Consider the following 25,028-nt stretch of genomic DNA (forward strand, 5'->3'; position numbering starts at 1 on the left):
ATAGTATGATAATATATGCTTTCAGTTCTATACAAGTAAAAAATCCGTTTTTTTTCAGTAAATTTTACGTGATTTTTCCGTTCATTTTAAGTAATTTTTCTTCTCATCCAAATTAAATCAGATATTTTATTTACAGTGATTCTCTTTATCTTACCACAATAATCAGCATCTTTATTAATTACCATTCCAACTATGTTCCATGGTTTTCTTTCAAAACATCTTAATCTAATAATTTCTTTTTCTTCTGATTCTAATGTATCTAATGCATTATCTATTTTGGTTATCAATCTTTCCTTGGATCTCTTCTCCTTAAGCAACTTATTTATTTCTTTTTCTTTTTTAATAACTTCATTTTCAACACTACTGCTAAACTTATGAGTCGGACTTGATTTTTCATCATATGATATAGCTTTAATTCCGTCTCTTTCTTCTTCGAGCTCCTCTATGTCTAATTCTAAATTATATATCTCTGCTTTTATTAATTTATAATTAAAGAGTACTCCATCAGTTTTTTTATATAAATCTTTATCTTCATTCATACTTAATCACCCATCCTTTATGGTATAATTAGGATAGGTAGCTGCATTAGAGAAACTATATAAATTGCCGTTTATATTCTCTAATGCTTTTTTATATTAATTATTTTAGTTTCTTTTTTCTTCCATCTTTTGTATTTCTGATTTCAACTGTCTTCTCTCATTTAATAAATATCCATTAGGTTTATGATTACTCCTATATGCCTTTCTAATTTGAGATTCAACTTCTTTTAATCTATCTTTTTTAATTTCTAACATATTAAAACCCATCAAAATCACCTCACGTAACAAGAATTTAAGGCTCATGTAACAAGAATTTTTAGTCATTATTATGCCTTAAACCCTCACTATTTCTAAGGTTACATAAATTTCTACATCTGTAACAAGATTTAAAATTGTATGTGCTTATCTTTATATATAATATATAGTATCTATCTATGTATATATATTTCTCTTTATATATATATATATTTATTATTATTATTACATATATATATAATATATAAGGGAACATAGAAACGGTGAGGGTTTCGGCTGTAACAAAAAGTGTAACAAGAATTTTTTCCAATTTTTTAAAATTGCGTTCTATCCTTTACACCTTGAGCCTTTGCACTGTCATAAAAATTGTAATAATTCTGTAATAAGAATTTAGGCTTGCTTTTTATATATTCTATCCAATACTTCTTTGTCTTCTGTAATGACATCATAAACACCAACATCAACTCGTTTGATCCTATATGTTGTTTTATTATCAAATGTGTCCTGCTGCTTCAACTGATTTATAAATGGACCTTGATAATCTTTTATTAACTCATTTATAGTTAATTTTTGAATCACTTTTTCAGTACTGATAATATTTCCTTGTGAATCTGTAGTGGTATACACCATGGCTTCACCAAAAATATCTTCAAATACTTTGTCCATATCAGCCTTAGCCTTTGGATCACTGTTAATAACATCCCATACATAACTACTTACACATTCAAATAATGGCATTTCCCATCTAGGACAGGTTAAATAATCTTTTCCCCTTCCCTTTCTCCATCTATACTCAACATGATGCATAATTAGACTTTCTGTTAATAACATGTTTCCAGTTTCGTTTTTATCTCTCCATTCTTTTATTCTCTTAGCCTGTTCATATGATCCACCTATAATTTGAATTATTTCATGTTCCGTAAAGTATTTATCTAACATTGGCACAAATGAATCAATTATTGTAGCTCCACAATCCATTAAATAACTATTAGCACTATCTCTATATTGATTTAACTCTTCTAAATAGTTCTTATAATCTTCTTTAAAACGCCTAGATAGCTTTTTATCTTCTAATATTTTTCTTACTCTATTAATTTCTGGAATATAAAAATCGTCTAGTTCTTTATACACCTTTCTTATCCCAAATTTTAATTTAACAAGTCCATTACTTATATAAAGCCTATCATCCTTTAAATCTCCACATTTTAGTAACCTAATCAGTCTTTCTGTTTGCAATCCTGGACGTTCCTTTAACATTTCATCTATTTGCTTTTCAAGTTTAACTTTCTTTTCTTCAGCTAATTGCTCTTTGCTTTTAAATTCAGTTATCATAATGATTGCCCTCCCTTAAATTTACTTTTAGTAGAAATACCGCCTCGTATATTCATTTCTGACTTATGCGATTTTAATATCAGACTTATCTCAGCTTGCATCAATGGATTTATTTCCTTAAGCCTTTCAGTAATATCTAAATATATAGTATTTCTACCTACTCCAAATTTTTTAGCAGCTTCTCTAACAGTAGCATCAGTATCTATAATATATTGAGCTACTTCTTTGACCCTAGCTTCAATATAATCATTTATTTGCCCATCCTTTCACATCTCTGAAGTATCATTTGTTCTTATATCTGTCCTATCAAAATACTTAATTCCTTTTGCTCCAATTACTGTTTTACATATGATAACAACAATATTCTGCATTATGTCTCCAATCACATATATTAACATTACTGCTCCAGTAAATATCCATGGACTCGAAAATATATATTTTAATATTTCTAACATGCATATCCTCCTTTTTCTACATCCGATCTAAGTATTAATTTAAATTTGTTCGTATTCCTAACATTGATAAATCTAAATCTTTCTTTGTTTCTTTTGGAGTACAAATTGCTGTTATATATGTCTTTGTTAATTCGTTTGCAAGTTTTATATCAGCACCTTGCTTAATTAATTCTTTATTAAATTCAATACTACATTTAGCCATTAATATAGTTGAATCTATAAGTTCTTTTATATCCGTTTTCTTCATTCATTCTCTTTCCTTTCTGCTGACTTTTTTAGTATGACGTAGTATTTTAAACATAAAAACTGCACTACTCGAATATTGAATAGTGCAGTTTTAATTTACTTATTAGGTTTTATAATTATTTTACCATTTTCTATTTTAGCAATTACTTCTCTGTTTTCCTCTGTAATTCCTAATTCTCTTATCCAACTTATAGGAAGTGTTAATCTTGTAGTAACACCATTTCTACTAGAAGTCCCTCCGCTTTTATTAAAACTAACTTTTAATATACGTTCTTTAGCGTTTAAGCCTTCTTCTACTGTGTTTCTATCTATGTTATCAAATTCTTTATGCCTATGCAAATAATCCATTAATCCACCGAGACCATTATTTAAAAAATCTATATTAGTTAATTCTTCAAACTTGTCTTTATTGGCTTTTGTTAAAAGCCATTTTATCGCTTCTTCCCTTTTCTCTTTTACTTCCCATATATGTTTGGGTGCGGCTTTAAATTCCCACTCTTTAAACGTGTTGGGATATGCGTTATCTATTGCTTTAAATGGACTTCTTCCGAATGTAGATTCTAACATTCCACTTAATTTATTTTTTCTAAAGATTGCTTCACAAAGTTTTTCCCTAATATCGTCATGATTCCATTTTAGTATTTCTTCAACAAAATACTTAGTCACTTCTTTTGCATTTTCTTCTGCTCCTGGATCAACCCAAAAGCGGTTGGGGAATTGTTTAAGTTCCCCTTTTAAAATTTTTTTATAAATTTCAACCGCTATATGCATCTTAATAATTACTTTCTAGCTCTAACATTTCTTCGAATGTTATTTCTTCGTCTAATTCTGCATACTTTGTGAAATCTTCTCTTGCACTCTTTTCTCCACAATCCCATGTAAATGTTGCTTCTCCATCTTCACCTGCTGCTCTCCATTCTGCATAAACCTTTGTTAAATCTTTTTTCATAATTAACCACTCCTTATCTTTATCTTATGTATTTATTATATGCTATTCGTTACGAATAATCAATACCTTTTACAAAGTTTTTAATGAAAAATTTCAACATTTTGCACTATTCAATATTCAATTTTCAAAGAACAAATTTTTATTTTAAGTTTCTACGTCAAATATTCAACTTATCAAATTTTAGTATGACGTATTAAATTACATCAAACATATTTAACTGACTCATTACTTTTTCTAATCTTTCACTGGCTAAAATAAACATTTCTTTATCTTTTTCAAAACCTAAGAAATCAAATCCCATTTCATAGCAAGCAATTAAACTTGATGCACTTCCTACATGAGTATCTAAAATCTTATCTCCTTGCTTTGCATAATTCATTAATAGCCATTTATAAAGATTTACTGGCTTTTGTGTAGGGTGTATTCTTTTTTCATTTTTACTTTTATCGCCTCGCACAATCCAGCCTTCACTTATGCTTTTCCCTTGCATCATTCCATTCCACATATATCTAAATTGTCTTACAGAATCATGTAAGCTGCAGTAAGCTATTTCACAATCACTAAATGTACTATTTCCATTAACTTTGTCCCAAATTATTCTTCCTGGTCCTAAATTAATATCAAAATAATTTATTCCCCATACTATTTGATTTTCTGATATTCTCAGCAATTCCTTAAAATATTCCTCTCTCGGAACATCCCAACTTTTTATTTTAGGATACCAATGTCTTTTTATTTTAGTTGTACTCACACTTCTCCCATAATACTCTCTGGTATTAGGACCTTTAAAATATGGTGGATCTACTATCGCCAAATCAAAATATTTATCAGGAATTTCTTTCATGGCCAGCATACAATCCATGTTGTAAAACTTATTTACTTCAAACAATATATCACCTCACTTTACTGCAGACTTTCTTCAAATTCCGCATTAATTACTCCTCACAAAATGGTCCCCACATATCTTCACTTCCTTTTCACATTAATTAAACATTGCAAATACTTTAAAATATTTTAATAACCAAAGTATTCCTGCTATAAGTCCTAGCCAAAATACTAAATTAAAAACAACTCCCATCAATCCAGCTAAAAATAAATCTTTCTTAAACATGTTTTTACCCTCACTCTATATATTTAGAGAGATAGCGCCTACTTTTTAGGAAAAGCACTATCTAAAAATTTTTGTTCAGCCTTAGTGACTGCTTCCTCTATTAAGTCCGGCTCAACTATCCTAGTAACATTCAGTTCCTTCAATTTCTCTTTATCATACAAGTCATACCATACAGGATTATCTGTACCGATTCTTAGCTGCTTTGCATTCTTGATTAAAATATACCCTGCTTTAATGGCTTGTTTCCTAAAATCTTTCAATTTTAATGGTTTAATATCAGCAGATCCATACTCTTTTTGAAATCTAAATATTTCATTTAAAAGTTGCGATGTCCTTACATAGAATCCATCTTCTTTTCTATCCTGTATTATTGTTTCTTGAACACAAGTATTTTTATCTTCTATCATTTGGCTATATAGTATTAACATTTGTTCAACAGTACTTTTAGCTTCTTTTCCTCCATCCAATACCTCATCTTGAATATTCTTTATGATATGTTGTTCATAATTTTCAATTATGTTAAGTCCATGACGTTCCAATAGAATATTCAGTATTTCTATTCCGCAAGCTATATTTAATGCTGTATCGAAGGCTCTACCTTTTAATATGTCAAACTTAGTGCCTAAGCTTTTCCTTATATCCTTGTATTGTTCAACAGACATATTCAGCACTTCATCAATTAAGCTTCGGCCAAACTTATTTAAAATGTCTTTATGTTCAATTAACCAAAATGTAACTGTACTATTTTCTTCTGTACGTTCATTTTTAGAAATATAAACAATACAACTTCTAGTTATAAGTGCTGTTTCTTGATCCGGATAAGACTCTTCCCCAGCCATAATTATTGGTCTTTCAGGTATAAAATTTTTGATTTTAAAAGACTTATCACCTCTAGGCATTGGAGTTCTGTCATATGCATCTCTCATTGTGTTACATACTTCATCAGTTTTATATTGATTCCATTTACTTGGTTTAAATTCATCACATATTAACGGATAATTACCTAAACATAAACTTCCACTAAAACCAAAAGGTTTTGCTGATGAAACAGAAATCTTTTCTTTTGCTGGATAATTTAAAATAGGAGCTATGATCCTTTCTAAAATTGTAGATTTACCACTTTCTGATTCTCCTGTGATAAATAAATGATGTAATTTTTCATCAATAGCCATATTTTGATATACTGCTAGATCATTAATTATAGTTCCAACAATACTTATAGACTTTTCTGCTGATAAAAATCTAAATAATCTCTTTTTTAGTTCCAATAATTCAGATGTTTCAATTTTCTCAACCTCAGTTAGTTTTATTTTGGTTCCATCTGCAAATGCTGATGTATCTATTCCATCTATAAATATAGTTCCATCCGCACAAGTTAAAGCCATTTTCCCATTAATACAACTAAATCGTACTCCCTGGTATACTTCTTCATCTTCAAGGAAAAAGTAATTACTCAACCATTCTCTGAATGTATTTAAATCTTTCTTTTCACCTTTAAAATTTAGTTTTGCGCCTAAAAAATTTCTAAATGAACGCAAGTCATTCAATACTGTACTGGAATCTGTTTTAGGATATATTTTACCATCAATTCTAGATTTAACTGTTAAAGCTATATCTTCAAAGTCTGCCTCAACATTTATTAGTGTTTTTGCTTCTAATATTTGAAAATCGGTTATATAGACTTTTCTTGGATTTTCTCCGCTTTTATCATACTGAAATTTATACACACCACCGTAATCCTGTTGAAGTTGGCTCTTATCTCTTAAATCTAATGATCTATCAAATGCATTAAATAAATCATTTTTATTATGGCCAGCTTCTAACCAATCTGTAACGTCCTTATTATCACCAAGTGACTTTATTCCTGGTAAATTAATAATCTTAAACTTTGAACATTTATCAAAAAATTCTTTCTTTATATCCTGGATATATCTTTGACCAGCCTCTCCAGTATCACCTATCACATATATTTTCATGAATTCATTTGCTTTTAATTTTTCAAAGTTCTTTACACCCTTTAGAGAGCTTGCTACAAAGGTTTTATTTTTAAGAATGTTGTTTATCGTATTGGCATCCTTCTCGCCCTCTACGAAGATAATAGTCTTATCCTCGGCTATTCCTTTTAATAGATTATAATAATTGTATGGTACTTCATCTGCACCACGCTTATTAGCAACTTTTCCATTTTCAATACAGTAATATGGAGTCTCCTTTTTTCCGTCTGGTTTAAGAAATTTAGCTTTAGCATATATTGGCTTGTTATTTTCATCTACAAAAGTAAATATTCCAAGTAATGTATATCCTCGTCTTATATCCTGGAGCTGCCAGTCAATATAGCTTCGTATTTTATCTTCCCATAGCTCATTCTCTGCTTTTTCAACTTCTAATCCTAAATATGATCTTGCTTCCTTATAACTGCAGTTTTTATACTGCATAACAAAGTCTAGTGCATCACCTTGCTTGCCTGTACTAAAATCTTTAAACTTGTACTTATTGGAATTACTATCAAAATAGATTGTAAAAGATGGCGTATTTTCTTGTTTAAAAGGAGAATGTATTTTCTTTTCTCTGTTAAATCTCTCGCCAGTCAAATCCTCTATAACCTGTTTTAAGTCAATATCATTAATGTCTCTCACAGCTACACCTCCTCTATAATTTAAAACCATTTAATATTTCATACCTGGTCATTTTCTTACCCATATTTTTCTCTATTTCAATAATTAATTTGCTTAGATCTGCTGCAACTTCACTAAACAAATCAAACGTATCAAACGACTTGCCATAAACTATTTTTAATGGCTTTTCACATTCTTCAATTGTATGACTCATTAAATATTCTTCAGCTTTCTGATTCCTTTTTAAGCATTCATTATACTTTTTCTTTAGTTCAACTAATTCCATATAAATCACCTGTTTCATTCGGTTGAATTTCTCCAGCTTTTAGAAAGTTTCTTACAGAATAATAAAGCTTCCTATAAATGTGATATCCAGAGTTTAGATTGGATGTAAAAATAGTGTCTTGGATATATTTATCTTGTAATGATGATAATTTTCCTACAAAAGCCTTACTTCCATACTGACTCCTATAAGTTCCATTTTTTATAACTTCTAATCCATTTGGATCTTCAATTACTAAAAACATTTTTATACCTTTTGCTTTAGCTCTCATAAGCTCTCTTTCAAGCCTTATATCATCTCTAGTATCTGTTTTCTCAGCTAAATTTCCAGCTAATTCATCCACACTATTCTTACGTTCTACGCCAACCTTAAAATATAAATCTCTTGTTATTCCCATATCAGGTCTTGCTGTTATAATGGCTGTATAGTCACCTTCATCTATTTTTTGCCTTTTGTATTTGAGTCCAATATTATCAAAGTAACTTAATACATGATCGTTAACCTGCTCTCTTGTATCATAAAGAATCATGAAATTTTCTTTAAGTAATTTTTTAATTTCCGTATCTGTAAACCTAAATTTAAATTCTGCCATATCTTAATCACCTCTAAATTTCTAGATTTACTTAACTTATGATTCTGTTAAGTTCTGATAGCTCCATGACTAAATTCATGATATTTTCTTTTTCTATACTTACTATTGCATTTCCAAACTGTAAGTCAACATTATCACCATTAATTTGATATTGCCCAATAGAACCTCTATAGGTTTTTATCTCTTGAAGAAATGAAGGAGCTTCGACTTTGATTTCTTGTTTAGGTTCTGTTGTGTTTTTATCTATATTCTGAGTTTTTTTGCCTGCATAATTTTTGCTTGCACTTCTAACATCCATAATGTCATAATAACTTCTTATAGTTGCTGGCGATAAACCATATTTTTTAGCAATTAATTTTGTTGCTTCTTTACCTGTTCCATGTTCTTTTACTTCTGCAGCTAATTGCTCTCTAGTGATTTTCTTTTCTGGCATCTTATCATCACCCTCCATAATCTTTCTAAGTTTTACTAATAAGTTTTTATATTTTCTTGAAATGTATGATTGAGATAAATTAAATTTTTCTGCTATTTCTTTCTGACCTTTAAAATTTAATCCAAGCTCTTCTACTATCTCTCTATCTATAGGATTAAGTTTTCCAAGTGCATTCTTTAAGTTTTCATATTGAATATTCTTAAATGCTATTTCTTCATAATCTGTATCATCTGAAATAGTATCTATATACTCCATTTCATCATCTTTTAAAGAAAAAGTTTTATTTAAGCTAAAAACATCTTCATGCTTCTTATTTTTCCTATGATATATTCTTAATTCATTACTAATGGCCATTGCTGCATATGTTAAAAATTGAACATCCTTATCTACTTCATAACCCTCATAGGCCTTTTGTAGACCTATGAAAGCTACTTGTTGTAAATCATCAAATTCATATTTTCCTAACCAGGATTGACACTGTTTATATATAAAATTTTTAAATTGCTGATAAACTTCCTCAATAGACATATTCCTAATTTCATTTTTTAGTTTTATTGGCTTCCTATCCATATTCAGTCCTCATTTTGCTAGAAAAGTAACTCTCCATCATCATATTCAGGCATAAATTCAATATCATTTTCCCATATTTCTTTTTCACTAAAAGGGCATATCGTCATCATCTACTGGAGTTATATCTTCGTCAAAATTCATTCCACCATTATTGAAACTTTGATTATTATTTCCACTAGGATTAAGTAACTTATCCTTAGGTACCTCAACACCATTTTTAATATCTTCAACAGTCCTAAAGTTAAATAGCTTTACAGAAAACTTATTATTTCCATATGAGTCTTTATATTCTTCTTTTCCAAAAACACCACCTACAAGTTTTCCTTTTAAGCAGCCTGTGAAGTTATCATCCCATTGCACTTTAAATCCTGGATTAGAACCTTTTACCATCTCAATAAAAGTTTTAAATCCTCTATTGGTTTTATTATCTGAATCATAAACCAACTGGCGTATTGTTCCACCAATTCCCCAACGCTTTTGTTCTCTGCTATCATTTTTATATTGCTCTGAAAAATAACATGGTTGTTTGTCTGAAGGATCAGTATCTATATAAATTACAATCATATCTCTTCCAGCTTTACTCTTAGTTTCTTCTACACTCATTATTCTGCAAATATGACCTCCAACTTCTAATGGAGTATATTGTCCATACGCTTGTACTTCATCAAAATCCTTTGGTTTAATCATTGTTAATCTTCCTTTCCTTTTTTCATAATTCCATATTCTTGGCCAGTAATAGCATCATGTACTAACACCATGAGCTGACCTTTCTTTTCTCTTGCAATTAATGCAATTTGAGCTTCAACGCATAATTTTTGAATCATACTAACAACAAAATTAATTTCATTAAGTCTATCATCCATAAATTTTCCTCCTAAAACTCCTCTAAAGCTTTTAGAACATCAGCCATGTTATTATCTATCTCTTTACTTTCAAACGCTCCTAGTGGCGATTTAGCTGTACTAAAATTACTTTGTGTTTCAAATATGTGCTTTCCATCAACACACTTTGCTAATAGAACTGTATTAAATTTGCTTTCAAGAACTATCTTATCTAGCTTCTTCCCACTAGTCTTAATCCTAGTCCACAAGTAGCCGCTATCATTAATCTCAGTTTGACTATGACATATGAATACAACTGTTAAATCATCTCTGTAAGTAAGTGCATCATCAACTGTTTCCCATACACATTGGGCTAAATCCTGCCACTTATCGAAGCCTTTTTCCTTACTTCGTCTCATTTCATCAGCGACCATTACGCCATTAAGAGTATCAACTACAACTACCTTGACATGTGGAGCCTTATCATTAATGTTTTTAAGAATACTTCTTATAGTTGCTGGATTATCAGTAGCCATATAATTTCTGTTTTCATTGTTATACTGCTGCTTCCATCCTTTCCAGCTAAGTCCTTTCTTATCTGCATCTATAATATAAGTTGTTGCTGGGTCAAGTGTTCTAAGACTTGTAGTTTTACCAGCTCCGCTCTCGCCCATAATTCCGATTAACTTAGACATAGATTTCCCTCCTATTTCACTTTCCAACATTTTTTATTTTCATCATCAGCCATTTGTTTTATATCAACTACTCTTCCATAAGAATGACCGAACTTAGTATCACAGACTACCATATCGCCTACAGAAAGCGTTTCATCAGATATAAATGTATATTGTTTTCTGCCCTCTGTATGCTCTACTAGATAAATTGTTGCCATTGGTTTAATCTTGTCTTCTATTGGTTTAATATCCCAATAACAAGGACAATCACTTGTTAATTTATAAGATATAATGCAATTATTCCCTCCATCTACTCCAAATTCACATAAAGGGCAGCTCTTTTCTTCACAATATTTACTAATAACTTTTAGTGCATCAATAACCTTGTACTCTTCTGTTTTATCATCTTTAAACTTAATATTATTTTCTTCTATTACTTTCCTCCAGCATTCCGCACAACTATCAGAATCACTGCAGTATTCATAATATCCATACATTCCAGGACACCCGTCTCCAATTGTTAATTGTGAATTAATAAATTCTTCTTTAGTTACTTCCTTTCTAATCTTTTCAAAATCCATATATTAATCCTCCAATGCTTTTAAAATTCTTTTTCTAAAATGGATATTCCACTGCTTTAATATTGAATCTTTCTTCAATACTCCTAGCTTCCTTTTGACTTATATCAATGTTTATAATTTCATTATTTTTAATAAGAAATAGAAAATACTTGTTATCATATCTCCCTAGTTCCCATTCCATAAAATCACCTATTCCACCTTAACGGTAATAGTTTCAGTTTTTTCGATTCTTATACCAGGCAATACCTCTCCTGTTTCTTGATTTACACCATTTTTACAAATCTTTTTAAGACTTGTTTTATCAAGTTTCTCCTCAACCTTAATGGCATCAATTTGATTTACATTGCAGTAATCAATTATTGCCTGTTCATCATCATAAAACCACTTATCCGACTTCTTAGATACAACTTTTCCATAAGGTGTAGATAATTTAAATTTACTATCCTTAGCCTTTTCCTCTGCGTAATAGCTACTTAATAACCCTTCAAAATATTCTTTATTACTTTGATATTGATTGCATTGTTGCTTTTCCCATGCATCAATTCTCATTCTTTCATTTTCAGCTATTGATTTAATCTCAGCCTCTTTAGCTTCAATAGCTCTTAATTTTCTGAAAGCCCACGTAGCACCTTCCAAATTCTCTATTTTAAAATTTTCTTTAATTTCTTCCTGTAATTCTTGATTTAATAATGCATTTTCCATTTGCAAACTCCTCCTATAAGTTTTATAATTTACTTGAATTATTTTATTTCTGCTATCTTGGACTACTTTGGCGAGGGTCCTTGATAGCTTTTTCTTTAACCATTTTTATAGCTTCATTTACTCTATAGCCATCATTCATGGATAATCTAACTATTTCATCAGCTTTCTCTGCATAATCTAACAGCTTTCCCATAACTACCTCCTTATTGGATCCCAAACTACTTTAGTAACTTTGTTGTAGAATGTATAACTTTCAGCATCTTCTGTTACTATAAGAAAATCATCCGGATTACATCCATGTTTACTTAAAAATATCTTATGTTTTCTTTTAAGTCTCTTTGGATTTTTCAACTATTTCATCACCTTTCTTAAAATTCTTCTAATCATCTTAAAAAACTTACTTCTTTTCTTATACTTTGGCCCTACTAAATCTACATACAAATTAATATTGTCCATCTTTAATTTCCTCCTAAGCTTCATCAATTAAATTAATTATTTCAGTATTGGATTTTAATTCATGTTCAATCTTAGCCTTTTCAAGTCGTAACTCTTTGTTCTTATTTTCCAACTCATTTTTAATAATTTCTCTTGTATCTTCACTTAGATTACTAAAATAATTTTCTGTAAACTTTTCAGTGTTATTTACATAACCACCAGTTTTTCTTATGGTAGGTAGAACTTCATTAGTAACCCATTTTCTAAATGATTTGCATTTATCTGTTTTTGCTTCAAACATGAAATCATATAGCTGCGATTCAGTTAAATATTTGTGTACACCGTGTACACAACCAATAATTTCGGCATTCTCAACTACTTTATCAATTCTTGATTTATGCGGATATATTTTCCCCATACTATTTTTATTTACATACCCTAAAGCCATACCAGTTGAATATAATTCAAATAATGGTTCTCCATTTTTATCTGTAATAATTTCTACTGGTGTTCCTTCAAATATTTTAGATAGTGCATTTGAATTATCTGTTTTTATTCCTTCAAATTCTACTTGTGCACATTCCTCAGCCTGTATATTTTCATTAGATGGTTTTAATTCTTTTAGGAATTTATCCCAATCGATATTGAACGGACTTCTTTTGGAATATTCAACCACACCATCATAATTAACAAGACTAGTGCCCTTAGCATAAGTTTTAAATCCATAATATTTAGCTTCATCTACACCAATACATCTAGCATTATTATTACTTGCTCTTTCTACTAAATTTCTTGCTTTAATTAATCCAATCGCATCAGCAACATCTCTTGCAACATATTCATTAGTAGATTTAATTTTTCTGATTTTTCCTAGTGACGTTTCTACAACCTCAACTTTCTCTTTATCATAAACAAGGGCTTTAATGTATTGATTTTGAAATTTTTTCAATTCATTTGCTGAGATTCTTGTCACAGCTCCTATATTAGGTGCTTTATCAATCACACCTTCCCTAATTCTTTTATAAATTGTTTCCTTACTAACTTTATACTTTTTAGCAACTTCGCTTACTGTATAATATTTCATTTAATCATTCCTCCAAACTACTTTTAAATTGCTATGCTCTATCAAGATTCTTTTATAAGCTTTTATGAGCTGTCTTTCTGTTGCTTTTGTCATAAATACTTCCTCAACTTTTCAATTATTATGTTTTATTAATTTCTAAGGCTTTTCAGCCTATACATCTTATTGCTTCTCGATATTCTTTTCTTCTGTTAATGGAAATATTGATGGATTATTTTTATATATCCTATATAAATTAAGCCACATTCCAGTTACTATTTTTGATAGTTCTGGATCATCTATATCAACAATCCTTCCATCAATTTCAAGTTCATATTTATAGTGCATATTGATTCCCCCATAGAATTGCTTCATACATGATATGAAAATTAATCTATTGTGTTACAGTTTGATATATTTAATTTTTTCACCACAATTTCCACAAAATTTAGGTACTATGTCTTTATTTCTAGGTAAATCAATCTGATTTACTTTTCCGCAACATTGACATTCACCTATCCATGTACATAGACTTTTATGGTTCAAATCTAAATCATTAAAAGTTGATAGAGCAAATTCATTAACCCCTAATGGTCTATTAGCCAACATGTCTTTCGCTAAATCTAATGTCACATCAGCTTGATTAATTGAAAGATTATATTTTACAATCAAATCACATATCTCTCTTGCTATACCTCTTGCACCAATTTCATTAAAATTAATTTCTTTAAGTCTATTTTCAATAACTTTGTTCATTTATTTTTCCTCCTTAAAATTTACCTATTAATAACTATGCACCACATATTTTTACCATTAATTCTTACTTGCTTGTAGATTATCTTATTAAGTAATTCAAGCTTTATCTTAATGTCATGTTTGCTTATATTCAGCTTATTGGCTTCATTAAACAAAACTTCTTTATCAACAACATTTCCTTCATCTGTGACTCTTAATAGCCCTGTAGCAAGCGAATTAACTAATATTTGATTAATCATTTCATTGGTTATATTTTCAAGTCTTTTTTCTAAAGGTGGCTTTATCTTTAACCGATGTTTTTTACTTGCCAGTCTTTGCCTTTCTCTTTTGTTAAGCATTCCCTTAATCTCTTGTAGTTCTAAATTCATGCTTGCAATTTGATTGGTAAGTTGCTTTATTACTCCATTAGGATTTTCAAGCACCTTTTCCATAGCTTCAAACTTATCCATATACTTATCTGTGAATAAATTTCCTTTAGTTCCTGTTGTCTTATGGGCTAGGAACTCACATCCTTTCTTAGTAATTTGAAATTCTCTATTGGATTTTCCACTCCCATCTACATATGATGATTCAATCCAATATTTACTCACCACAATTTTGTGGGCAGTAAAATCTTTATTGATTGTATCAATCTTTTTTAATAAAACATCATGTCTAGTTTCCATCATTTCAGCAACTTCTCTTGATGAAATTCTGCTCTCTAATTGATTATTCATTGTAAATCCTCCTCTTCCACTAAATAAGTCAATACTAATTTCTAATTGCTGAAACAAACCTTTCTAAAGCTACTGGGCTATCATGAGCTTGTTGCATTGCTTGTACTACTAAACACGAATTAATTGCACTCATTACTAAGTCCAAATCATCATCACTTAGTTTTTGTAGTTTAGGAATTGCATTTAATATCTTTTCACTATTCATACTTTCTCACTCCTTTCAGTCATTCAAATGTTGCATAGCAACCTTACAAAACATATATTATCACCCTTTTTTCTTATTTGCAACACTTTTTGAAAAATATTTTTTATTTTGTGTTGCAAAGTAGAATTTTAGGGTATATTATAATAAGTGAAAGGAGAATTACTATGAAAGAAATAAAGGATAGACTTAAAGCTATTAGAATTGATGCTAATATGTCTCAAGATGAGTTTGGAAAAACAATAGGAATTTCAAGAAGTCAAATAAGTTGTTATGAAAAAGGCCTAAGAGATATTACAGAACGTTCTTTAAACGATATTTGTAGGGAATTTAATGTAAATAAAGAATGGTTACTTACTGGCAAAGGAGAAATGTATATTGTTTCTGAACAAGATGAGAAACTTGCTGAAGCTTTTGCAGAGATATCATTATCAGAAAATGAAAAACTAAAAGAAATAGTTCAAAACTTAACCAAGTTAGATGATAAAACAATTGATAAAATTAATGACCTAATCGACCTTTTACTAGAAAAAGAAAATAAAATTTAAGAAAGCAAGTCCTATTTAGAACTTGCTTTTAATAAACTCTTTATATATGCATAAATTAGACCTAGAATTTTTGGATTATCAATATCCTCTATTAATTTTATTATTTGTTTTTTCATATGTGACCAACCCCTTGATATGCTTATATAAATTTTATCATTTTTAACATTTTTTATAACAAACATTAGTTCGCATATGTTTTATAAATATATTATACTACAAGTACAATATATTTAAAAATAACTAAAAAATATTTTTTTACTTTTTACTACACCTATATATATTCTTCAGTTTACAAAAATATTCTTATTTTCAGTCTAAAAAAATAATTCTTTTTATAAAAAAAGGTAAAAAGGAGGAATTTACATGAAAGTAGTCGCAATATACTCACGTAAATCTAAAGAAAGCGATACAGGAGAATCTATAAAAAATCAAATAGAAATGTGCAAAGATTACTTTTTAAATCAAGGTAAAGAATTCACTTTTGAAATATTTCAAGATGAAGGATTTAGCGGTGGAAATACAAAAAGACCTGAATTCCAACGAATGATGTTGCTTGCTAAACATGGTAAATTTGATATTGTTGCATGTTATAAAGTTGATAGAATTGCAAGAAATATCATTGATTTTATGAATACTTTTGATATTTTAAAGAAAAATAAAGTATCTCTAGTCAGTGTTACTGAAGGATTTGATCCTAATACTCCAATAGGTATGATGTTAATGACTATGATTGCCGGCTTTGCTGAAATGGAAAGAATGAATATAGCTCAAAGAGTTAAGGACAATATGAATGCTCTTGCTAAAATGGGACGTTGGCTTGGAGGTACTCCACCTACTGGATATAGAGCTATAAAAGAAAATACACATAATGGTAAGTATGCAATGTATTTAGAATTAATACCAGAAATGAAAGAGAAATTAACTTTTATTTTTGAAAGTGCAGCAGCTGGATATACTAGCAGATATATAGGTAAATTAGTTGAGCTACACCCTAAGACAATCATAAATATAGTTTATAATCCAACCTATTGTCCTAGTGATGAACTAAGTAAATCATATTTAGAAAATCTAGGGTATAAAGTTTATGGTGAATTAAATGGGCGTGGTTATTTACCTTGGAATCGCAGACCAATAGACGTTAATGGAAAGAAAATGTATAGAAGCGAAGATAGATTTGTAACTGCTTCAAAACATGAAATTCCAACCAATTCAGCTACATGGATAAAGGCTAATGAAGAAATTAGAAAACGTGGTGATGAAGGCCGACCAAGAATATCACAATATTCTTTTCTTGCACATATGCTTACTTGTAAATGTGGATGTGGAATGAGTGTTGATAGTGGTTATAAGCGTAAAGACGGTAGCCGATCATACTATTTTAAGTGTTCTTCAAAGAAAGGTGGATATAATAGGAATTGTGATGCCAAACTTATTAGAGTGGATTACATCGAAAATGATATATTATCTTTATTGCAGAAAATATGCTTAAATAAAGAATTACTTAATGATGAAATATCAAAAACTGAAACTATAGTTATTGATAAGAATGAGATAAAAAACATATCCCAAAAGATAAAATCTAATGATATCGAAATGGAAAACCTCGTATCTCAATTAGGAAAATTAAAAGGATCTGCTGCTGATGCTGTTACCACTAAAATGAATAAATTATCTGAAGAAAATGACAATCTAAAACAAAAATTATTTTTACTAGAGCATGATAATATTTTAAATTCTATTAATCACTATGACATTGATTATTTGTATAACAAAATAGTCAATTTAATGTCTAGTTGGGAAAACTTAAGTTTAGAAGATAAACAATTTGGTATTCAATCAATAATAGACAAAATCAAGTGGGATGGCGAAAAATTCAAGATTTCTTTTATAAAAAAATCATAGGAATTAACAGAGTACTGCACCACCTGGTCTTCCGCCAATAATATCTTTACCTTTAAGACTCTTCCAATCGAAATTCTTTTCTTCAGTTCTTCCAACCAAAAATGATCCGTCTTTTTGAGTCAATTGTGCAAAAACTACAGGTTTATCTTCTCTTCCTTGAAGATTAATGTAAATTGTTTGTTCTGGTCCACAGAAACCAATGTCTGCACTTTTACTTAGTACCGCTTGCATAACTTTATCAGCACCTTGTCCTGTTTGAAGATCAATATCTAATCCATTTTCTTTAAAATAACCTTCACTCATTGCAATGTACATTGGTGCATAGAAAACTGAACGTGTTACTTCATTTAATCTAACTTTAGTCATAGTATTATCTTCTGATTTACCACATCCTACAAACATCATAGCTGTAAAGACTGATATCATTATTACAGATATAGCTGCTTTTAGCTTTCTTTTCATTTAAACATCTCCTATTAATACTTATGCTGTATAATATGATATTTTATAGGATTTGTTCTGATAATAAATCACTTATAATAAGTGTAATTTTTTTGTACAAAAATTTACTTTATTTAATTATAATTTGCTAATATAAATTTTATCTATAAGTAATTCTGTATTCTCTTAAGATTAAATAATATAAAAATCTATTTTAAAATGAAAAAAGAATCTGTGTACATAAATTATACACAGATTCTTTTTATCTATTATCTATAAATTCCATCTTCCAGTTAAAATATCCTGTTTCTTCATTCTTCTCATATTTAAAATATGCTGAGAAAGTATTACCTTTTTTGCTTTTTAAATTCCTAAATCCTACTTTTCCATTCTTAAGTAAAAGCTGAACCATTTCTTTAGAAACAGTTTTACCAAACGAAGTTATAAATTTATCATCTTTCCATATGGTAAATTTACATCCATTTTTCCAGTTACTACAACCAAAACCTCTATCCCCTTCAATTACAGGGTTCCCGCATATTGGACATGGGCCTATATTTTCTACATCTTTTGGAATTTCAACTTTAAACCTAGATAAAGCTTTATCATCTTTTTTTATTAAATCAACTGATTCCACTGTAAAGTCAGTTATAAGCTTCATAAAATCTTGCTTTGCAAACTTACCTTTTTCAATATCTGATAATGTTTTTTCAAGCTTACCTGTATACTCTAAATCAAGAAGATCTCTAACAGGAAAAGTTTCTACTATATTTCTTCCAAGGTCAGTTGCAATAAGGCTTTTCCCCTTAGTCTTTAAGTATCCTATATCTTTAAGTTTCTTAATTGTTTCTGCTCTTGTCGCTGGAGTACCTATACTGTATCCACTTAATATTGCCTGCATCATTTCTTCTGAATCTTCTTTTCCTTCAACACCTTTTCCACAAGTTTCCATAACCCTAAGTAGTGTTTTTTCAGTATGATGCTTAGGTGGTTTCTTAGTAACTGATGCAATCTTTGATTTAGTAATATCTACAACTTCTCCTACTTCTATCTTAGGCAAAATTATATCTTTACTTTCTATCTTCTCTACAACCTTCCAACCCTCAACAAGTTTTATTTTTCCTTTTGCAATAAATGTACCTTTAACTTCTGGATTCTTAACCTTTAAAGTAGCTTTTGTTTCTTCGAACTCAGCTATTGGCATAAACTGCATTATAAATCTATTCTTAATAGCATCATAAACAATCTGTTCATCATGACTAAGCCCAGTTGGCTTAATGTATGTAGGTGTTATTGCACTATGGCTTTCGACCTTTGAATTATCAAAAACTCTTTTTGATGTATGGAACTTAATATCTTTTTCATAAGGCAGACCAACTTTAAGCATATCTAAAACTTTTTTAGCTCTGTCTTTTAAACTTTCTTCTAATACTGAACTTGCCGTTCTTGGATATGTAGTAAATTTCTTTTCATAAAGTGACTGCGCAACTTTAAGTACTTTATCTGATGTCCATCCCTTATACTTACTTGTAATATATCCTTGTAAATTAGATAAATTAAAAAGATATGGTGGATATTCTTTTTTTAGCTCAGTCTGTTTATCAATTATTTCAGCAGTCTCACCATCAAGTAATGGTAATAATTTATTTAAGTCCTCTTTCTTTTCAAATTTTTCTGACTCATTTTCATAATATAATCCTTCAAATTCTTCATTATTAGAAGCTTTGAAATTTGAAGTTAGTTTATAATATGTAGTTGCTGTAAAGTTTTCTATTTCTTTATCTCTATCATAAATAATCTTTAATGTAGGAAGCAAAACTCTTCCTATGTTTATTGTCTTATTTTCTTCAAATTTATATTTTAATGTACTTACAGAAGTTAAATTAATTCCAATTATCCAGTCACTCCATTGGCGTCCTATACCCGCGTCCTGAAGAGATTGCATTTCTTTATTATCTTTTAGATTTTCCATTCCTTTTTTAACTTCATCTGGTGTCCATTCATTCAAAAGCAATCTGTATATAGGCTTTTTTACCTCAAAATAATTAAATATTTCATCTGCTATTACCTGACCTTCTCTATCATAGTCAGTTGCAGAAATTACACCATCAACATCTTCTCTGTCAATAAGTCCTTTAATTATTGACAGCTGCTTTTTAGCGCCCTTATCTTCTATTGTCCTGTCTACATTATCACATTTAACTTTATATTTAAAATCTTCAGGAATAAAAGGAAATTTCTCAAATTTCCATCCCTTCATATTCTCATCATAATCCTTTGCATCATAAAGTTGCAAAAGGTGCCCAAACGCCCAAGTTATATAATAGCCATTTCCTTCAAAGTAGCCATCTCTTCTTGTTTTGATTTTAAATGCATCTGCAATATTTTTTGCAACAGATGGCTTTTCTGCTATCACTACCTTTGCCATATCGGTACCTCACCGCCTTCTTCAATCTTTTCAGCACTTAATATATTAACACTAAAATTCACATAAAACCAGTAAAAATTGTCCACTAACAGCTGAATACATGAACTCTAATAATATAATATTGCCAAAAAATAAATAGCCTTGAATTAATCAAAGCTACTTATATTATACTCTACATTTCATTAAGCATCCATATAAAAAAGTTCAATACGCCTGCATAAACAAGCCATAAAATATATGGTACAAGTAATAAAAATGGTTTTAAACCTGCTTTTTTATAAAATCTTACTGATGTTAAAATTACAAATAAAAATAATATTACAAGTTCTAAGAACGCTAATCCATAAAGTCTAAAACCAAAGAAAATAAATGTCCAAAACAAATTCAATAATAACTGTATAACATATACAAATAAAGCTGACGATACGTCTATATCTACATCATCATATTTCTTTATATAAACCATATATGAAGCTATTCCCATAAGTATGTAAAGAATTGTCCATACTATTGGGAATACATAGGCTGGTGGTGCAAAAAAAGGCTTTTTTAAGCTTTCATATATAGATTGCATATTAGGTATAAGTAGTATTGGTATACTTCCTATAAGTAATGGAAATATTATAGACATTATTAATTTTAATATTTTAGGTTTCTTTTTTCTTTCAATTTCACTTCTCATAATTACTCCTTAACATATTTTAAATTAACAGACTATCATTAATATATTAATATGTTAAAGTAAATTTAATTATGTATTTTTTATCGCTATAAATCTTATTTTATCCTTATTTAAATCTATTGAAATTGCGAATTATAAAGCTCAGCATAAAACTCATTTAAATTCATAAGTTCTCTATGATTGCCTTGCTCAACTATCTTTCCATCTTTAATAACCAATATTAAATCTGCATTTCTTATTGTTGATAACCTATGTGCTATAACAAAACATGTTTTTTCTTTCATTAAATTTTTCATTGCCTCTTGAATTTGAATTTCTGTTCTTGTATCTACATTTGATGTTGCTTCATCCAGTATAAGCATTTTAGAATCTAAAAGCATGGCTCTTGCAATTGTTAATAATTGCTTTTGACCTTTTGATATATTCATTCCATCTTCATTTATCACTGTGTCATATTTATTAGGAAGCTGCATTATATATGAATGTATTTTAGCTGCTTTTGCTGCTTCTATTACTTCATCTATAGTTGCATCTTTTTTTCCATAAGCTATATTTTCAAAAATAGTTCCACTAAATAACCATGTATCCTGAAGAACCATAGAGTAAGATTTCCTTAAGCTGCTTCTTGTCACTTCATTAATTTTATTATTATCAATATAAATATCACCACTATATATATCATAAAACCTCATCAGTAAATTTATAATAGTTGTCTTACCAGCTCCAGTAGGTCCAACTATAGCAACAAGACTTCCCTTCTTTATATCTAAATTTAAGTTATCAATTATTTTTTTGTTTGGATCATATCCAAATGAAACATTATCCAGCTTAACATTTCCGTCTACTTCATCTAGTACCTTAGCACCAATTATATCTTCTTTTTCTATCTCTTCATCAAGAAGGTTAAATACTCTTTCTGCTGCAGCTAAAACTGACTGTATTTCACTCATAATATTTGCCGCTTCATTTATTGGCCCTGAAAATTTCCTTGAATATAATACAAAGGCAGATATATTTCCAAGACTAATCTCCTTAAACAAGTATAGTATTGCACCAAAAACACTCACTAATGATAATGATATATTATTTATAAAATTAATTGATGGTCCCATCATACTACCATAATAATCTGAATTATAGTATGAACTTACCGCTTCTTCATTTATTTTATTAAATTCATCTATTACTCTTTCTTCTTGATTATATGCTTTTATTGTATTTTGCCCTGTTATCATTTCTTCAACAAACCCATTTAAATTACCTGATGCATCAGATCTTTTTTTATATAACGGCTTAACTTTTTGTGACATAAACTTACTAAATAATAATGATACAGGTATAGTAATAACAAATATAAGCACAAGTGACCTTGATATTGTACACATCATTATAAATGACCCAACTACAGTTATAAAGCTTGTTGCTATTTGAATTAGATCAGTTGACAGTGAAGCATTAATTGTGTCTATATCATAGGAAATCCTGCTTATTATATCTCCAGTTTTATGATTATCAAAATAACTTATTGGCAGTTGTTCTATTTTCTCAAATACATCTTTTCTCATTTTAAAAACTATTTTTTGTGTTAATGAAATCATTAAAATAGATAATATATATGATAAAATTGATGACAATATGTAAAATAATATCATTAGAAAAACATAAAAAAACACTTTTTGAAATTCTACTTTTCCTATTCCAAATTGTATGTAATCTATTGCATATCCTGACAATAATGGACCTACAAGTGAAAATAAATTACTTACTATAGTTAAAAATATTGCAGTAAATAATAATAACTTATATTCATATAAATATTTTCCCAAACGTATAAGTGTATATTTTTTTATTGTGTTAGTTTTCACCAATATCACCTCCCATTTGAGAATCGCTTATTTCTTTATATACATAACAATCTTTTATCAGTTCATCATGGTTTCCATATCCAATAATTTTCCCCTCTTCCAAGACAATAATTTTATCTGCATTCTTAATGGAACTTATTCTTTGAGCAACTATAATTGTTGTTGTATCTTTAAAATTATCATTTATTGCTTTTCTTAAAAATGAATCTGTTTTATAATCCAATGCACTTGAAGAATCATCTAATATTAAAATTTCTGGCTTTTTTGCCAGAGCCCTTGAGATCAATACTCTTTGTTTTTGTCCTCCACTTAAGTTACTTCCTTTACTTGTTAAATGTTCATTATATTTTTCTCTTAAATTTTCTATAAACTCTTTAGCCTGTGCATACTCAGCAGCCCTAAAAATATCTTCTTTTCTTAAATCTCTGCCAAATTTTATATTTTCATATATAGTATTTTCAAATATCATATCATTTTGAAAAGCTACTCCAAATTTCTTATGAAGTTCATTTTTGTCTACTCCATTTATGCCATATCCATTTATTCTTATTTTACCTTCATCTACTTCATAAAACTTCATGAGTAACTTAATTATTGTCGACTTTCCACTACCTGTTGCTCCAATTATGCCTAATGTCTCTCCCCTTTTTAGCTTAAAATTAATATTGCTTATAGCATTAACATCTTTATTATAAGAAAAAGAAACATTATTAAATTCTATGTGATATTTACTTTCAATATAATCCTCATTCTTTATTACTATATCCTCATCTTCTTCAAGCACTTCACTAATACGCATAGCTGATGCACTTCCTTTAGAATAAAGAACAAACATCCTTGTAATAGAAAGCATAGCATTTAAAATAATAGTAAAGTATGTTAAAAATGCTACTATCTTTCCTGGTTCAGTAGTTCCTGAATTTACTCTAAAAGCTCCTACAATAATTACAATTGACAATCCAAGATTAAGTATTAAATTCATCATTGGACTGCTAATGCCCATTACTATACTTGCTTTTTTCTCTTTATCTGAAGTATCTTTATTTATTTTTTCAAATCTTGATTTTTCATATTCTGTTTTAGATAAAGCCTTTATTACTCTTATTCCAATTATATTTTCTCTCACTATTCTCACAAGCTTATCTACATACATTTGAAATTCACTATAATAAGGGACTCCTTTTTTTGAAACATAATAAACCATAATTCCTACAAAAGGTAATGTAGCAATTAAAACTAAGGATAATACAGGCTCCAATGTAAGGGTAACTATTACTCCTCCAATTAATAATATTGGTGCACGAACACCAAGTCTCTGCATAACTCCAATCAGCCTTTGAATGTTATATGTATCACTCGTCATTCTAGATATCAATGATGGAATTGTATATTTATCTATTTGTGTGTTTGAAAAATAAGATATCTTTACAAATAAATCATGACGTATTTCTCTAGTAACATCTCTAGCTACTCTTGATGCCATACGATTTGCAATTATATTATTAGTTACTGCAATAATTGAGCATATCACCATAATAACACCATATATGAATATTAAATTCACATTATTTTGGGGAATAATATCATCAATCATATATGCTAATATCCAAGGCAGGCATAAATCCATTATAGTTCCTGTAAATTTGATTATAAGACCTAAAACCATCTGTAAAATGTATGGCTTTATATATTTTAAAATTCCCTTCATTACTTTTATATACCTTTCTTATTCTTTCATAGTTATTATACTATTTGACTGTTTATCTATTCAATAGACCCCACTAGTATTCTTAATTTTAAAATTAAAAATTAACTTACTTTATTTTTAATATATA

33 protein-coding genes and 1 pseudogene are annotated in these 25,028 nt (G+C 29.0%); 2 read left to right on the forward strand and 32 right to left on the reverse strand.

Annotated elements, in window-relative coordinates; genetic code table 11:
- Window positions 1-86: 86 nt before the first annotated feature.
- From CNEONATNEC86_RS16200 to CNEONATNEC86_RS16320, 27 genes are all read right to left on the reverse strand, one after another.
- A complete protein-coding gene (locus tag CNEONATNEC86_RS16200) occupies window positions 87-539 on the reverse strand; it encodes a siderophore-interacting protein (RefSeq protein WP_159136397.1) in 453 nt (150 codons plus the stop codon).
- 105 nt (window positions 540-644) lie between these two features.
- Complete coding sequence (locus CNEONATNEC86_RS16205; protein ID WP_159136398.1) at window positions 645-806, reverse strand: hypothetical protein; 162 nt, start codon at window positions 804-806, stop codon at window positions 645-647.
- 378 nt (window positions 807-1,184) lie between these two features.
- Window positions 1,185-2,126: a hypothetical protein gene (locus CNEONATNEC86_RS16210; RefSeq protein ID WP_159136399.1), complete on the reverse strand. Its 942-nt coding sequence runs from the start codon at window positions 2,124-2,126 to the stop codon at window positions 1,185-1,187.
- On the reverse strand, window positions 2,123-2,380 hold the full coding sequence (locus CNEONATNEC86_RS16215) for a sporulation transcriptional regulator SpoIIID (RefSeq protein WP_159136595.1): 258 nt from the start codon (window positions 2,378-2,380) through the stop codon (window positions 2,123-2,125). The genes CNEONATNEC86_RS16210 and CNEONATNEC86_RS16215 overlap by 4 nt, the downstream gene beginning before the upstream one ends.
- 12 nt (window positions 2,381-2,392) lie before the next feature.
- Window positions 2,393-2,581, reverse strand: coding sequence for a hypothetical protein (locus tag CNEONATNEC86_RS16220; protein ID WP_159136400.1), 189 nt, complete (start codon window positions 2,579-2,581; stop codon window positions 2,393-2,395).
- Window positions 2,582-2,615: 34 nt separating this feature from the next.
- Window positions 2,616-2,828 (reverse strand): hypothetical protein, encoded by a 213-nt coding sequence (locus CNEONATNEC86_RS16225; protein ID WP_159136401.1) that lies wholly within the window; start codon window positions 2,826-2,828, stop codon window positions 2,616-2,618.
- Between the two features lie 95 nt (window positions 2,829-2,923).
- Window positions 2,924-3,598: an AbrB/MazE/SpoVT family DNA-binding domain-containing protein gene (locus CNEONATNEC86_RS21635; RefSeq protein WP_159136402.1), complete on the reverse strand. Its 675-nt coding sequence runs from the start codon at window positions 3,596-3,598 to the stop codon at window positions 2,924-2,926.
- Window position 3,599: 1 nt separating this feature from the next.
- Window positions 3,600-3,776 carry a hypothetical protein gene (locus CNEONATNEC86_RS16235; RefSeq protein WP_200848537.1) on the reverse strand — a complete coding sequence of 59 codons (177 nt, stop codon included), beginning with the start codon at window positions 3,774-3,776 and terminating at the stop codon, window positions 3,600-3,602.
- Between the two features lie 193 nt (window positions 3,777-3,969).
- A complete protein-coding gene (locus CNEONATNEC86_RS16240) occupies window positions 3,970-4,665 on the reverse strand; it encodes a DNA methyltransferase (protein WP_230141569.1) in 696 nt (231 codons plus the stop codon).
- 93 nt (window positions 4,666-4,758) lie between these two features.
- Window positions 4,759-4,887: a hypothetical protein gene (locus CNEONATNEC86_RS21850; protein ID WP_268259266.1), complete on the reverse strand. Its 129-nt coding sequence runs from the start codon at window positions 4,885-4,887 to the stop codon at window positions 4,759-4,761.
- Between the two features lie 38 nt (window positions 4,888-4,925).
- Entirely contained in the window at window positions 4,926-7,523 is a 2,598-nt protein-coding gene (locus CNEONATNEC86_RS16245) for a CHC2 zinc finger domain-containing protein (RefSeq protein ID WP_159136403.1), read from the reverse strand.
- A gap of 13 nt (window positions 7,524-7,536) precedes the next feature.
- Complete coding sequence (locus tag CNEONATNEC86_RS16250) at window positions 7,537-7,788, reverse strand: hypothetical protein (RefSeq protein ID WP_058296212.1); 252 nt, start codon at window positions 7,786-7,788, stop codon at window positions 7,537-7,539.
- Window positions 7,775-8,377 (reverse strand): ERCC4 domain-containing protein, encoded by a 603-nt coding sequence (locus tag CNEONATNEC86_RS16255; protein WP_058296213.1) that lies wholly within the window; start codon window positions 8,375-8,377, stop codon window positions 7,775-7,777. The genes CNEONATNEC86_RS16250 and CNEONATNEC86_RS16255 overlap by 14 nt, the downstream gene beginning before the upstream one ends.
- A 31-nt stretch (window positions 8,378-8,408) precedes the next feature.
- Window positions 8,409-9,380 (reverse strand): sigma-70 family RNA polymerase sigma factor, encoded by a 972-nt coding sequence (locus CNEONATNEC86_RS16260; protein ID WP_159136404.1) that lies wholly within the window; start codon window positions 9,378-9,380, stop codon window positions 8,409-8,411.
- 87 nt (window positions 9,381-9,467) lie between these two features.
- Window positions 9,468-10,067 carry a hypothetical protein gene (locus CNEONATNEC86_RS16265; RefSeq protein ID WP_159136405.1) on the reverse strand — a complete coding sequence of 200 codons (600 nt, stop codon included), beginning with the start codon at window positions 10,065-10,067 and terminating at the stop codon, window positions 9,468-9,470.
- Window positions 10,068-10,069: 2 nt separating this feature from the next.
- On the reverse strand, window positions 10,070-10,243 hold the full coding sequence (locus tag CNEONATNEC86_RS21350; protein WP_200848538.1) for a hypothetical protein: 174 nt from the start codon (window positions 10,241-10,243) through the stop codon (window positions 10,070-10,072).
- An 11-nt stretch (window positions 10,244-10,254) separates the two neighbouring features.
- On the reverse strand, window positions 10,255-10,896 hold the full coding sequence (locus tag CNEONATNEC86_RS16270; protein WP_159136406.1) for an AAA family ATPase: 642 nt from the start codon (window positions 10,894-10,896) through the stop codon (window positions 10,255-10,257).
- 11 nt (window positions 10,897-10,907) lie between these two features.
- On the reverse strand, window positions 10,908-11,456 hold the full coding sequence (locus CNEONATNEC86_RS16275; RefSeq protein ID WP_159136407.1) for a hypothetical protein: 549 nt from the start codon (window positions 11,454-11,456) through the stop codon (window positions 10,908-10,910).
- Window positions 11,457-11,490: 34 nt separating this feature from the next.
- Complete coding sequence (locus tag CNEONATNEC86_RS16280; RefSeq protein WP_159136408.1) at window positions 11,491-11,637, reverse strand: hypothetical protein; 147 nt, start codon at window positions 11,635-11,637, stop codon at window positions 11,491-11,493.
- 8 nt (window positions 11,638-11,645) lie between these two features.
- Complete coding sequence (locus CNEONATNEC86_RS16285; RefSeq protein ID WP_159136409.1) at window positions 11,646-12,158, reverse strand: host-nuclease inhibitor Gam family protein; 513 nt, start codon at window positions 12,156-12,158, stop codon at window positions 11,646-11,648.
- A gap of 52 nt (window positions 12,159-12,210) precedes the next feature.
- Window positions 12,211-12,351, reverse strand: a complete 141-nt coding sequence (locus CNEONATNEC86_RS16290) for a hypothetical protein (RefSeq protein ID WP_159136410.1) — start codon at window positions 12,349-12,351, stop codon at window positions 12,211-12,213.
- Window positions 12,352-12,353: 2 nt separating this feature from the next.
- Window positions 12,354-12,509, reverse strand: coding sequence for a DUF6906 family protein (locus CNEONATNEC86_RS16295; RefSeq protein WP_159136411.1), 156 nt, complete (start codon window positions 12,507-12,509; stop codon window positions 12,354-12,356).
- Window positions 12,510-12,627: 118 nt separating this feature from the next.
- On the reverse strand, window positions 12,628-13,677 hold the full coding sequence (locus CNEONATNEC86_RS16300; protein WP_159136412.1) for a BRO family protein: 1,050 nt from the start codon (window positions 13,675-13,677) through the stop codon (window positions 12,628-12,630).
- Between the two features lie 159 nt (window positions 13,678-13,836).
- Window positions 13,837-14,001, reverse strand: a complete 165-nt coding sequence (locus CNEONATNEC86_RS16305) for a hypothetical protein (RefSeq protein WP_157065795.1) — start codon at window positions 13,999-14,001, stop codon at window positions 13,837-13,839.
- Between the two features lie 54 nt (window positions 14,002-14,055).
- The gene (locus tag CNEONATNEC86_RS16310) at window positions 14,056-14,409 is read right to left on the reverse strand and encodes a hypothetical protein (RefSeq protein WP_159136413.1); all 354 of its coding nucleotides are present in this window, start codon (window positions 14,407-14,409) and stop codon (window positions 14,056-14,058) included.
- A gap of 20 nt (window positions 14,410-14,429) precedes the next feature.
- Window positions 14,430-15,125, reverse strand: coding sequence for a Rha family transcriptional regulator (locus tag CNEONATNEC86_RS16315; protein ID WP_159136414.1), 696 nt, complete (start codon window positions 15,123-15,125; stop codon window positions 14,430-14,432).
- A gap of 34 nt (window positions 15,126-15,159) precedes the next feature.
- Complete coding sequence (locus CNEONATNEC86_RS16320) at window positions 15,160-15,330, reverse strand: hypothetical protein (protein WP_157065796.1); 171 nt, start codon at window positions 15,328-15,330, stop codon at window positions 15,160-15,162.
- 164 nt (window positions 15,331-15,494) lie between these two features.
- On the opposite strand from CNEONATNEC86_RS16320, the gene CNEONATNEC86_RS16325 reads away from it, so the two are divergent.
- The gene (locus CNEONATNEC86_RS16325) at window positions 15,495-15,875 is read left to right on the forward strand and encodes a helix-turn-helix domain-containing protein (protein WP_159136415.1); all 381 of its coding nucleotides are present in this window, start codon (window positions 15,495-15,497) and stop codon (window positions 15,873-15,875) included.
- Between the two features lie 363 nt (window positions 15,876-16,238).
- A complete protein-coding gene (locus tag CNEONATNEC86_RS16330) occupies window positions 16,239-17,777 on the forward strand; it encodes a recombinase family protein (protein ID WP_159136416.1) in 1,539 nt (512 codons plus the stop codon).
- 18 nt (window positions 17,778-17,795) lie between these two features.
- On the opposite strand, the pseudogene CNEONATNEC86_RS16335 reads toward CNEONATNEC86_RS16330, so the two are convergent.
- The 5 genes and pseudogenes from CNEONATNEC86_RS16335 to CNEONATNEC86_RS16355 all read right to left on the reverse strand — a co-directional run.
- Window positions 17,796-18,203, reverse strand: a pseudogene (locus tag CNEONATNEC86_RS16335) (ABC transporter substrate-binding protein); the annotation flags it as partial.
- 277 nt (window positions 18,204-18,480) lie between these two features.
- The gene (locus CNEONATNEC86_RS16340) at window positions 18,481-20,646 is read right to left on the reverse strand and encodes a type IA DNA topoisomerase (protein ID WP_125150150.1); all 2,166 of its coding nucleotides are present in this window, start codon (window positions 20,644-20,646) and stop codon (window positions 18,481-18,483) included.
- A 172-nt stretch (window positions 20,647-20,818) separates the two neighbouring features.
- Window positions 20,819-21,328: a TspO/MBR family protein gene (locus tag CNEONATNEC86_RS16345; protein WP_058296225.1), complete on the reverse strand. Its 510-nt coding sequence runs from the start codon at window positions 21,326-21,328 to the stop codon at window positions 20,819-20,821.
- A gap of 116 nt (window positions 21,329-21,444) precedes the next feature.
- Window positions 21,445-23,193, reverse strand: coding sequence for an ABC transporter ATP-binding protein (locus CNEONATNEC86_RS16350; RefSeq protein ID WP_159136417.1), 1,749 nt, complete (start codon window positions 23,191-23,193; stop codon window positions 21,445-21,447).
- Window positions 23,183-24,901 (reverse strand): ABC transporter ATP-binding protein, encoded by a 1,719-nt coding sequence (locus CNEONATNEC86_RS16355; protein ID WP_159136418.1) that lies wholly within the window; start codon window positions 24,899-24,901, stop codon window positions 23,183-23,185. Before CNEONATNEC86_RS16355 ends, CNEONATNEC86_RS16350 begins: the two co-directional genes overlap by 11 nt.
- Between the last annotated feature and the right edge of the window lie 127 nt (window positions 24,902-25,028).

This window comes from Clostridium neonatale (assembly GCF_900465025.1).
Lineage (GTDB): Bacteria > Bacillota > Clostridia > Clostridiales > Clostridiaceae > Clostridium > Clostridium neonatale.

Excerpts from the sequence above, each read along its gene's own strand:
- CNEONATNEC86_RS16200 (WP_159136397.1), bottom strand. The coding sequence starts at position 539 with ATGAATGAAGATAAAGATTTATATAAAAAAACTGATGGAGTACTCTTT.
- CNEONATNEC86_RS16205 (WP_159136398.1), bottom strand. The coding sequence starts at position 806 with ATGGGTTTTAATATGTTAGAAATTAAAAAAGATAGATTAAAAGAAGTT.
- CNEONATNEC86_RS16210 (WP_159136399.1), bottom strand. The coding sequence starts at position 2,126 with ATGATAACTGAATTTAAAAGCAAAGAGCAATTAGCTGAAGAAAAGAAA.
- CNEONATNEC86_RS16220 (WP_159136400.1), bottom strand. The coding sequence starts at position 2,581 with ATGTTAGAAATATTAAAATATATATTTTCGAGTCCATGGATATTTACT.
- CNEONATNEC86_RS16225 (WP_159136401.1), bottom strand. The coding sequence starts at position 2,828 with ATGAAGAAAACGGATATAAAAGAACTTATAGATTCAACTATATTAATG.
- CNEONATNEC86_RS21635 (WP_159136402.1), bottom strand. The coding sequence starts at position 3,598 with ATGCATATAGCGGTTGAAATTTATAAAAAAATTTTAAAAGGGGAACTT.
- CNEONATNEC86_RS16235 (WP_200848537.1), bottom strand. The coding sequence starts at position 3,776 with ATGAAAAAAGATTTAACAAAGGTTTATGCAGAATGGAGAGCAGCAGGT.
- CNEONATNEC86_RS21850 (WP_268259266.1), bottom strand. The coding sequence starts at position 4,887 with ATGTTTAAGAAAGATTTATTTTTAGCTGGATTGATGGGAGTTGTTTTT.
- CNEONATNEC86_RS16250 (WP_058296212.1), bottom strand. The coding sequence starts at position 7,788 with ATGGAATTAGTTGAACTAAAGAAAAAGTATAATGAATGCTTAAAAAGG.
- CNEONATNEC86_RS16255 (WP_058296213.1), bottom strand. The coding sequence starts at position 8,377 with ATGGCAGAATTTAAATTTAGGTTTACAGATACGGAAATTAAAAAATTA.
- CNEONATNEC86_RS16260 (WP_159136404.1), bottom strand. The coding sequence starts at position 9,380 with ATGGATAGGAAGCCAATAAAACTAAAAAATGAAATTAGGAATATGTCT.
- CNEONATNEC86_RS16265 (WP_159136405.1), bottom strand. The coding sequence starts at position 10,067 with ATGATTAAACCAAAGGATTTTGATGAAGTACAAGCGTATGGACAATAT.
- CNEONATNEC86_RS21350 (WP_200848538.1), bottom strand. The coding sequence starts at position 10,243 with ATGGATGATAGACTTAATGAAATTAATTTTGTTGTTAGTATGATTCAA.
- CNEONATNEC86_RS16270 (WP_159136406.1), bottom strand. The coding sequence starts at position 10,896 with ATGTCTAAGTTAATCGGAATTATGGGCGAGAGCGGAGCTGGTAAAACT.
- CNEONATNEC86_RS16275 (WP_159136407.1), bottom strand. The coding sequence starts at position 11,456 with ATGGATTTTGAAAAGATTAGAAAGGAAGTAACTAAAGAAGAATTTATT.
- CNEONATNEC86_RS16280 (WP_159136408.1), bottom strand. The coding sequence starts at position 11,637 with ATGGAATGGGAACTAGGGAGATATGATAACAAGTATTTTCTATTTCTT.
- CNEONATNEC86_RS16285 (WP_159136409.1), bottom strand. The coding sequence starts at position 12,158 with ATGGAAAATGCATTATTAAATCAAGAATTACAGGAAGAAATTAAAGAA.
- CNEONATNEC86_RS16290 (WP_159136410.1), bottom strand. The coding sequence starts at position 12,351 with ATGGGAAAGCTGTTAGATTATGCAGAGAAAGCTGATGAAATAGTTAGA.
- CNEONATNEC86_RS16300 (WP_159136412.1), bottom strand. The coding sequence starts at position 13,677 with ATGAAATATTATACAGTAAGCGAAGTTGCTAAAAAGTATAAAGTTAGT.
- CNEONATNEC86_RS16305 (WP_157065795.1), bottom strand. The coding sequence starts at position 14,001 with ATGCACTATAAATATGAACTTGAAATTGATGGAAGGATTGTTGATATA.
- CNEONATNEC86_RS16310 (WP_159136413.1), bottom strand. The coding sequence starts at position 14,409 with ATGAACAAAGTTATTGAAAATAGACTTAAAGAAATTAATTTTAATGAA.
- CNEONATNEC86_RS16315 (WP_159136414.1), bottom strand. The coding sequence starts at position 15,125 with ATGAATAATCAATTAGAGAGCAGAATTTCATCAAGAGAAGTTGCTGAA.
- CNEONATNEC86_RS16320 (WP_157065796.1), bottom strand. The coding sequence starts at position 15,330 with ATGAATAGTGAAAAGATATTAAATGCAATTCCTAAACTACAAAAACTA.
- CNEONATNEC86_RS16325 (WP_159136415.1), top strand. The coding sequence starts at position 15,495 with ATGAAAGAAATAAAGGATAGACTTAAAGCTATTAGAATTGATGCTAAT.
- CNEONATNEC86_RS16330 (WP_159136416.1), top strand. The coding sequence starts at position 16,239 with ATGAAAGTAGTCGCAATATACTCACGTAAATCTAAAGAAAGCGATACA.
- CNEONATNEC86_RS16340 (WP_125150150.1), bottom strand. The coding sequence starts at position 20,646 with ATGGCAAAGGTAGTGATAGCAGAAAAGCCATCTGTTGCAAAAAATATT.
- CNEONATNEC86_RS16345 (WP_058296225.1), bottom strand. The coding sequence starts at position 21,328 with ATGAGAAGTGAAATTGAAAGAAAAAAGAAACCTAAAATATTAAAATTA.
- CNEONATNEC86_RS16355 (WP_159136418.1), bottom strand. The coding sequence starts at position 24,901 with ATGAAGGGAATTTTAAAATATATAAAGCCATACATTTTACAGATGGTT.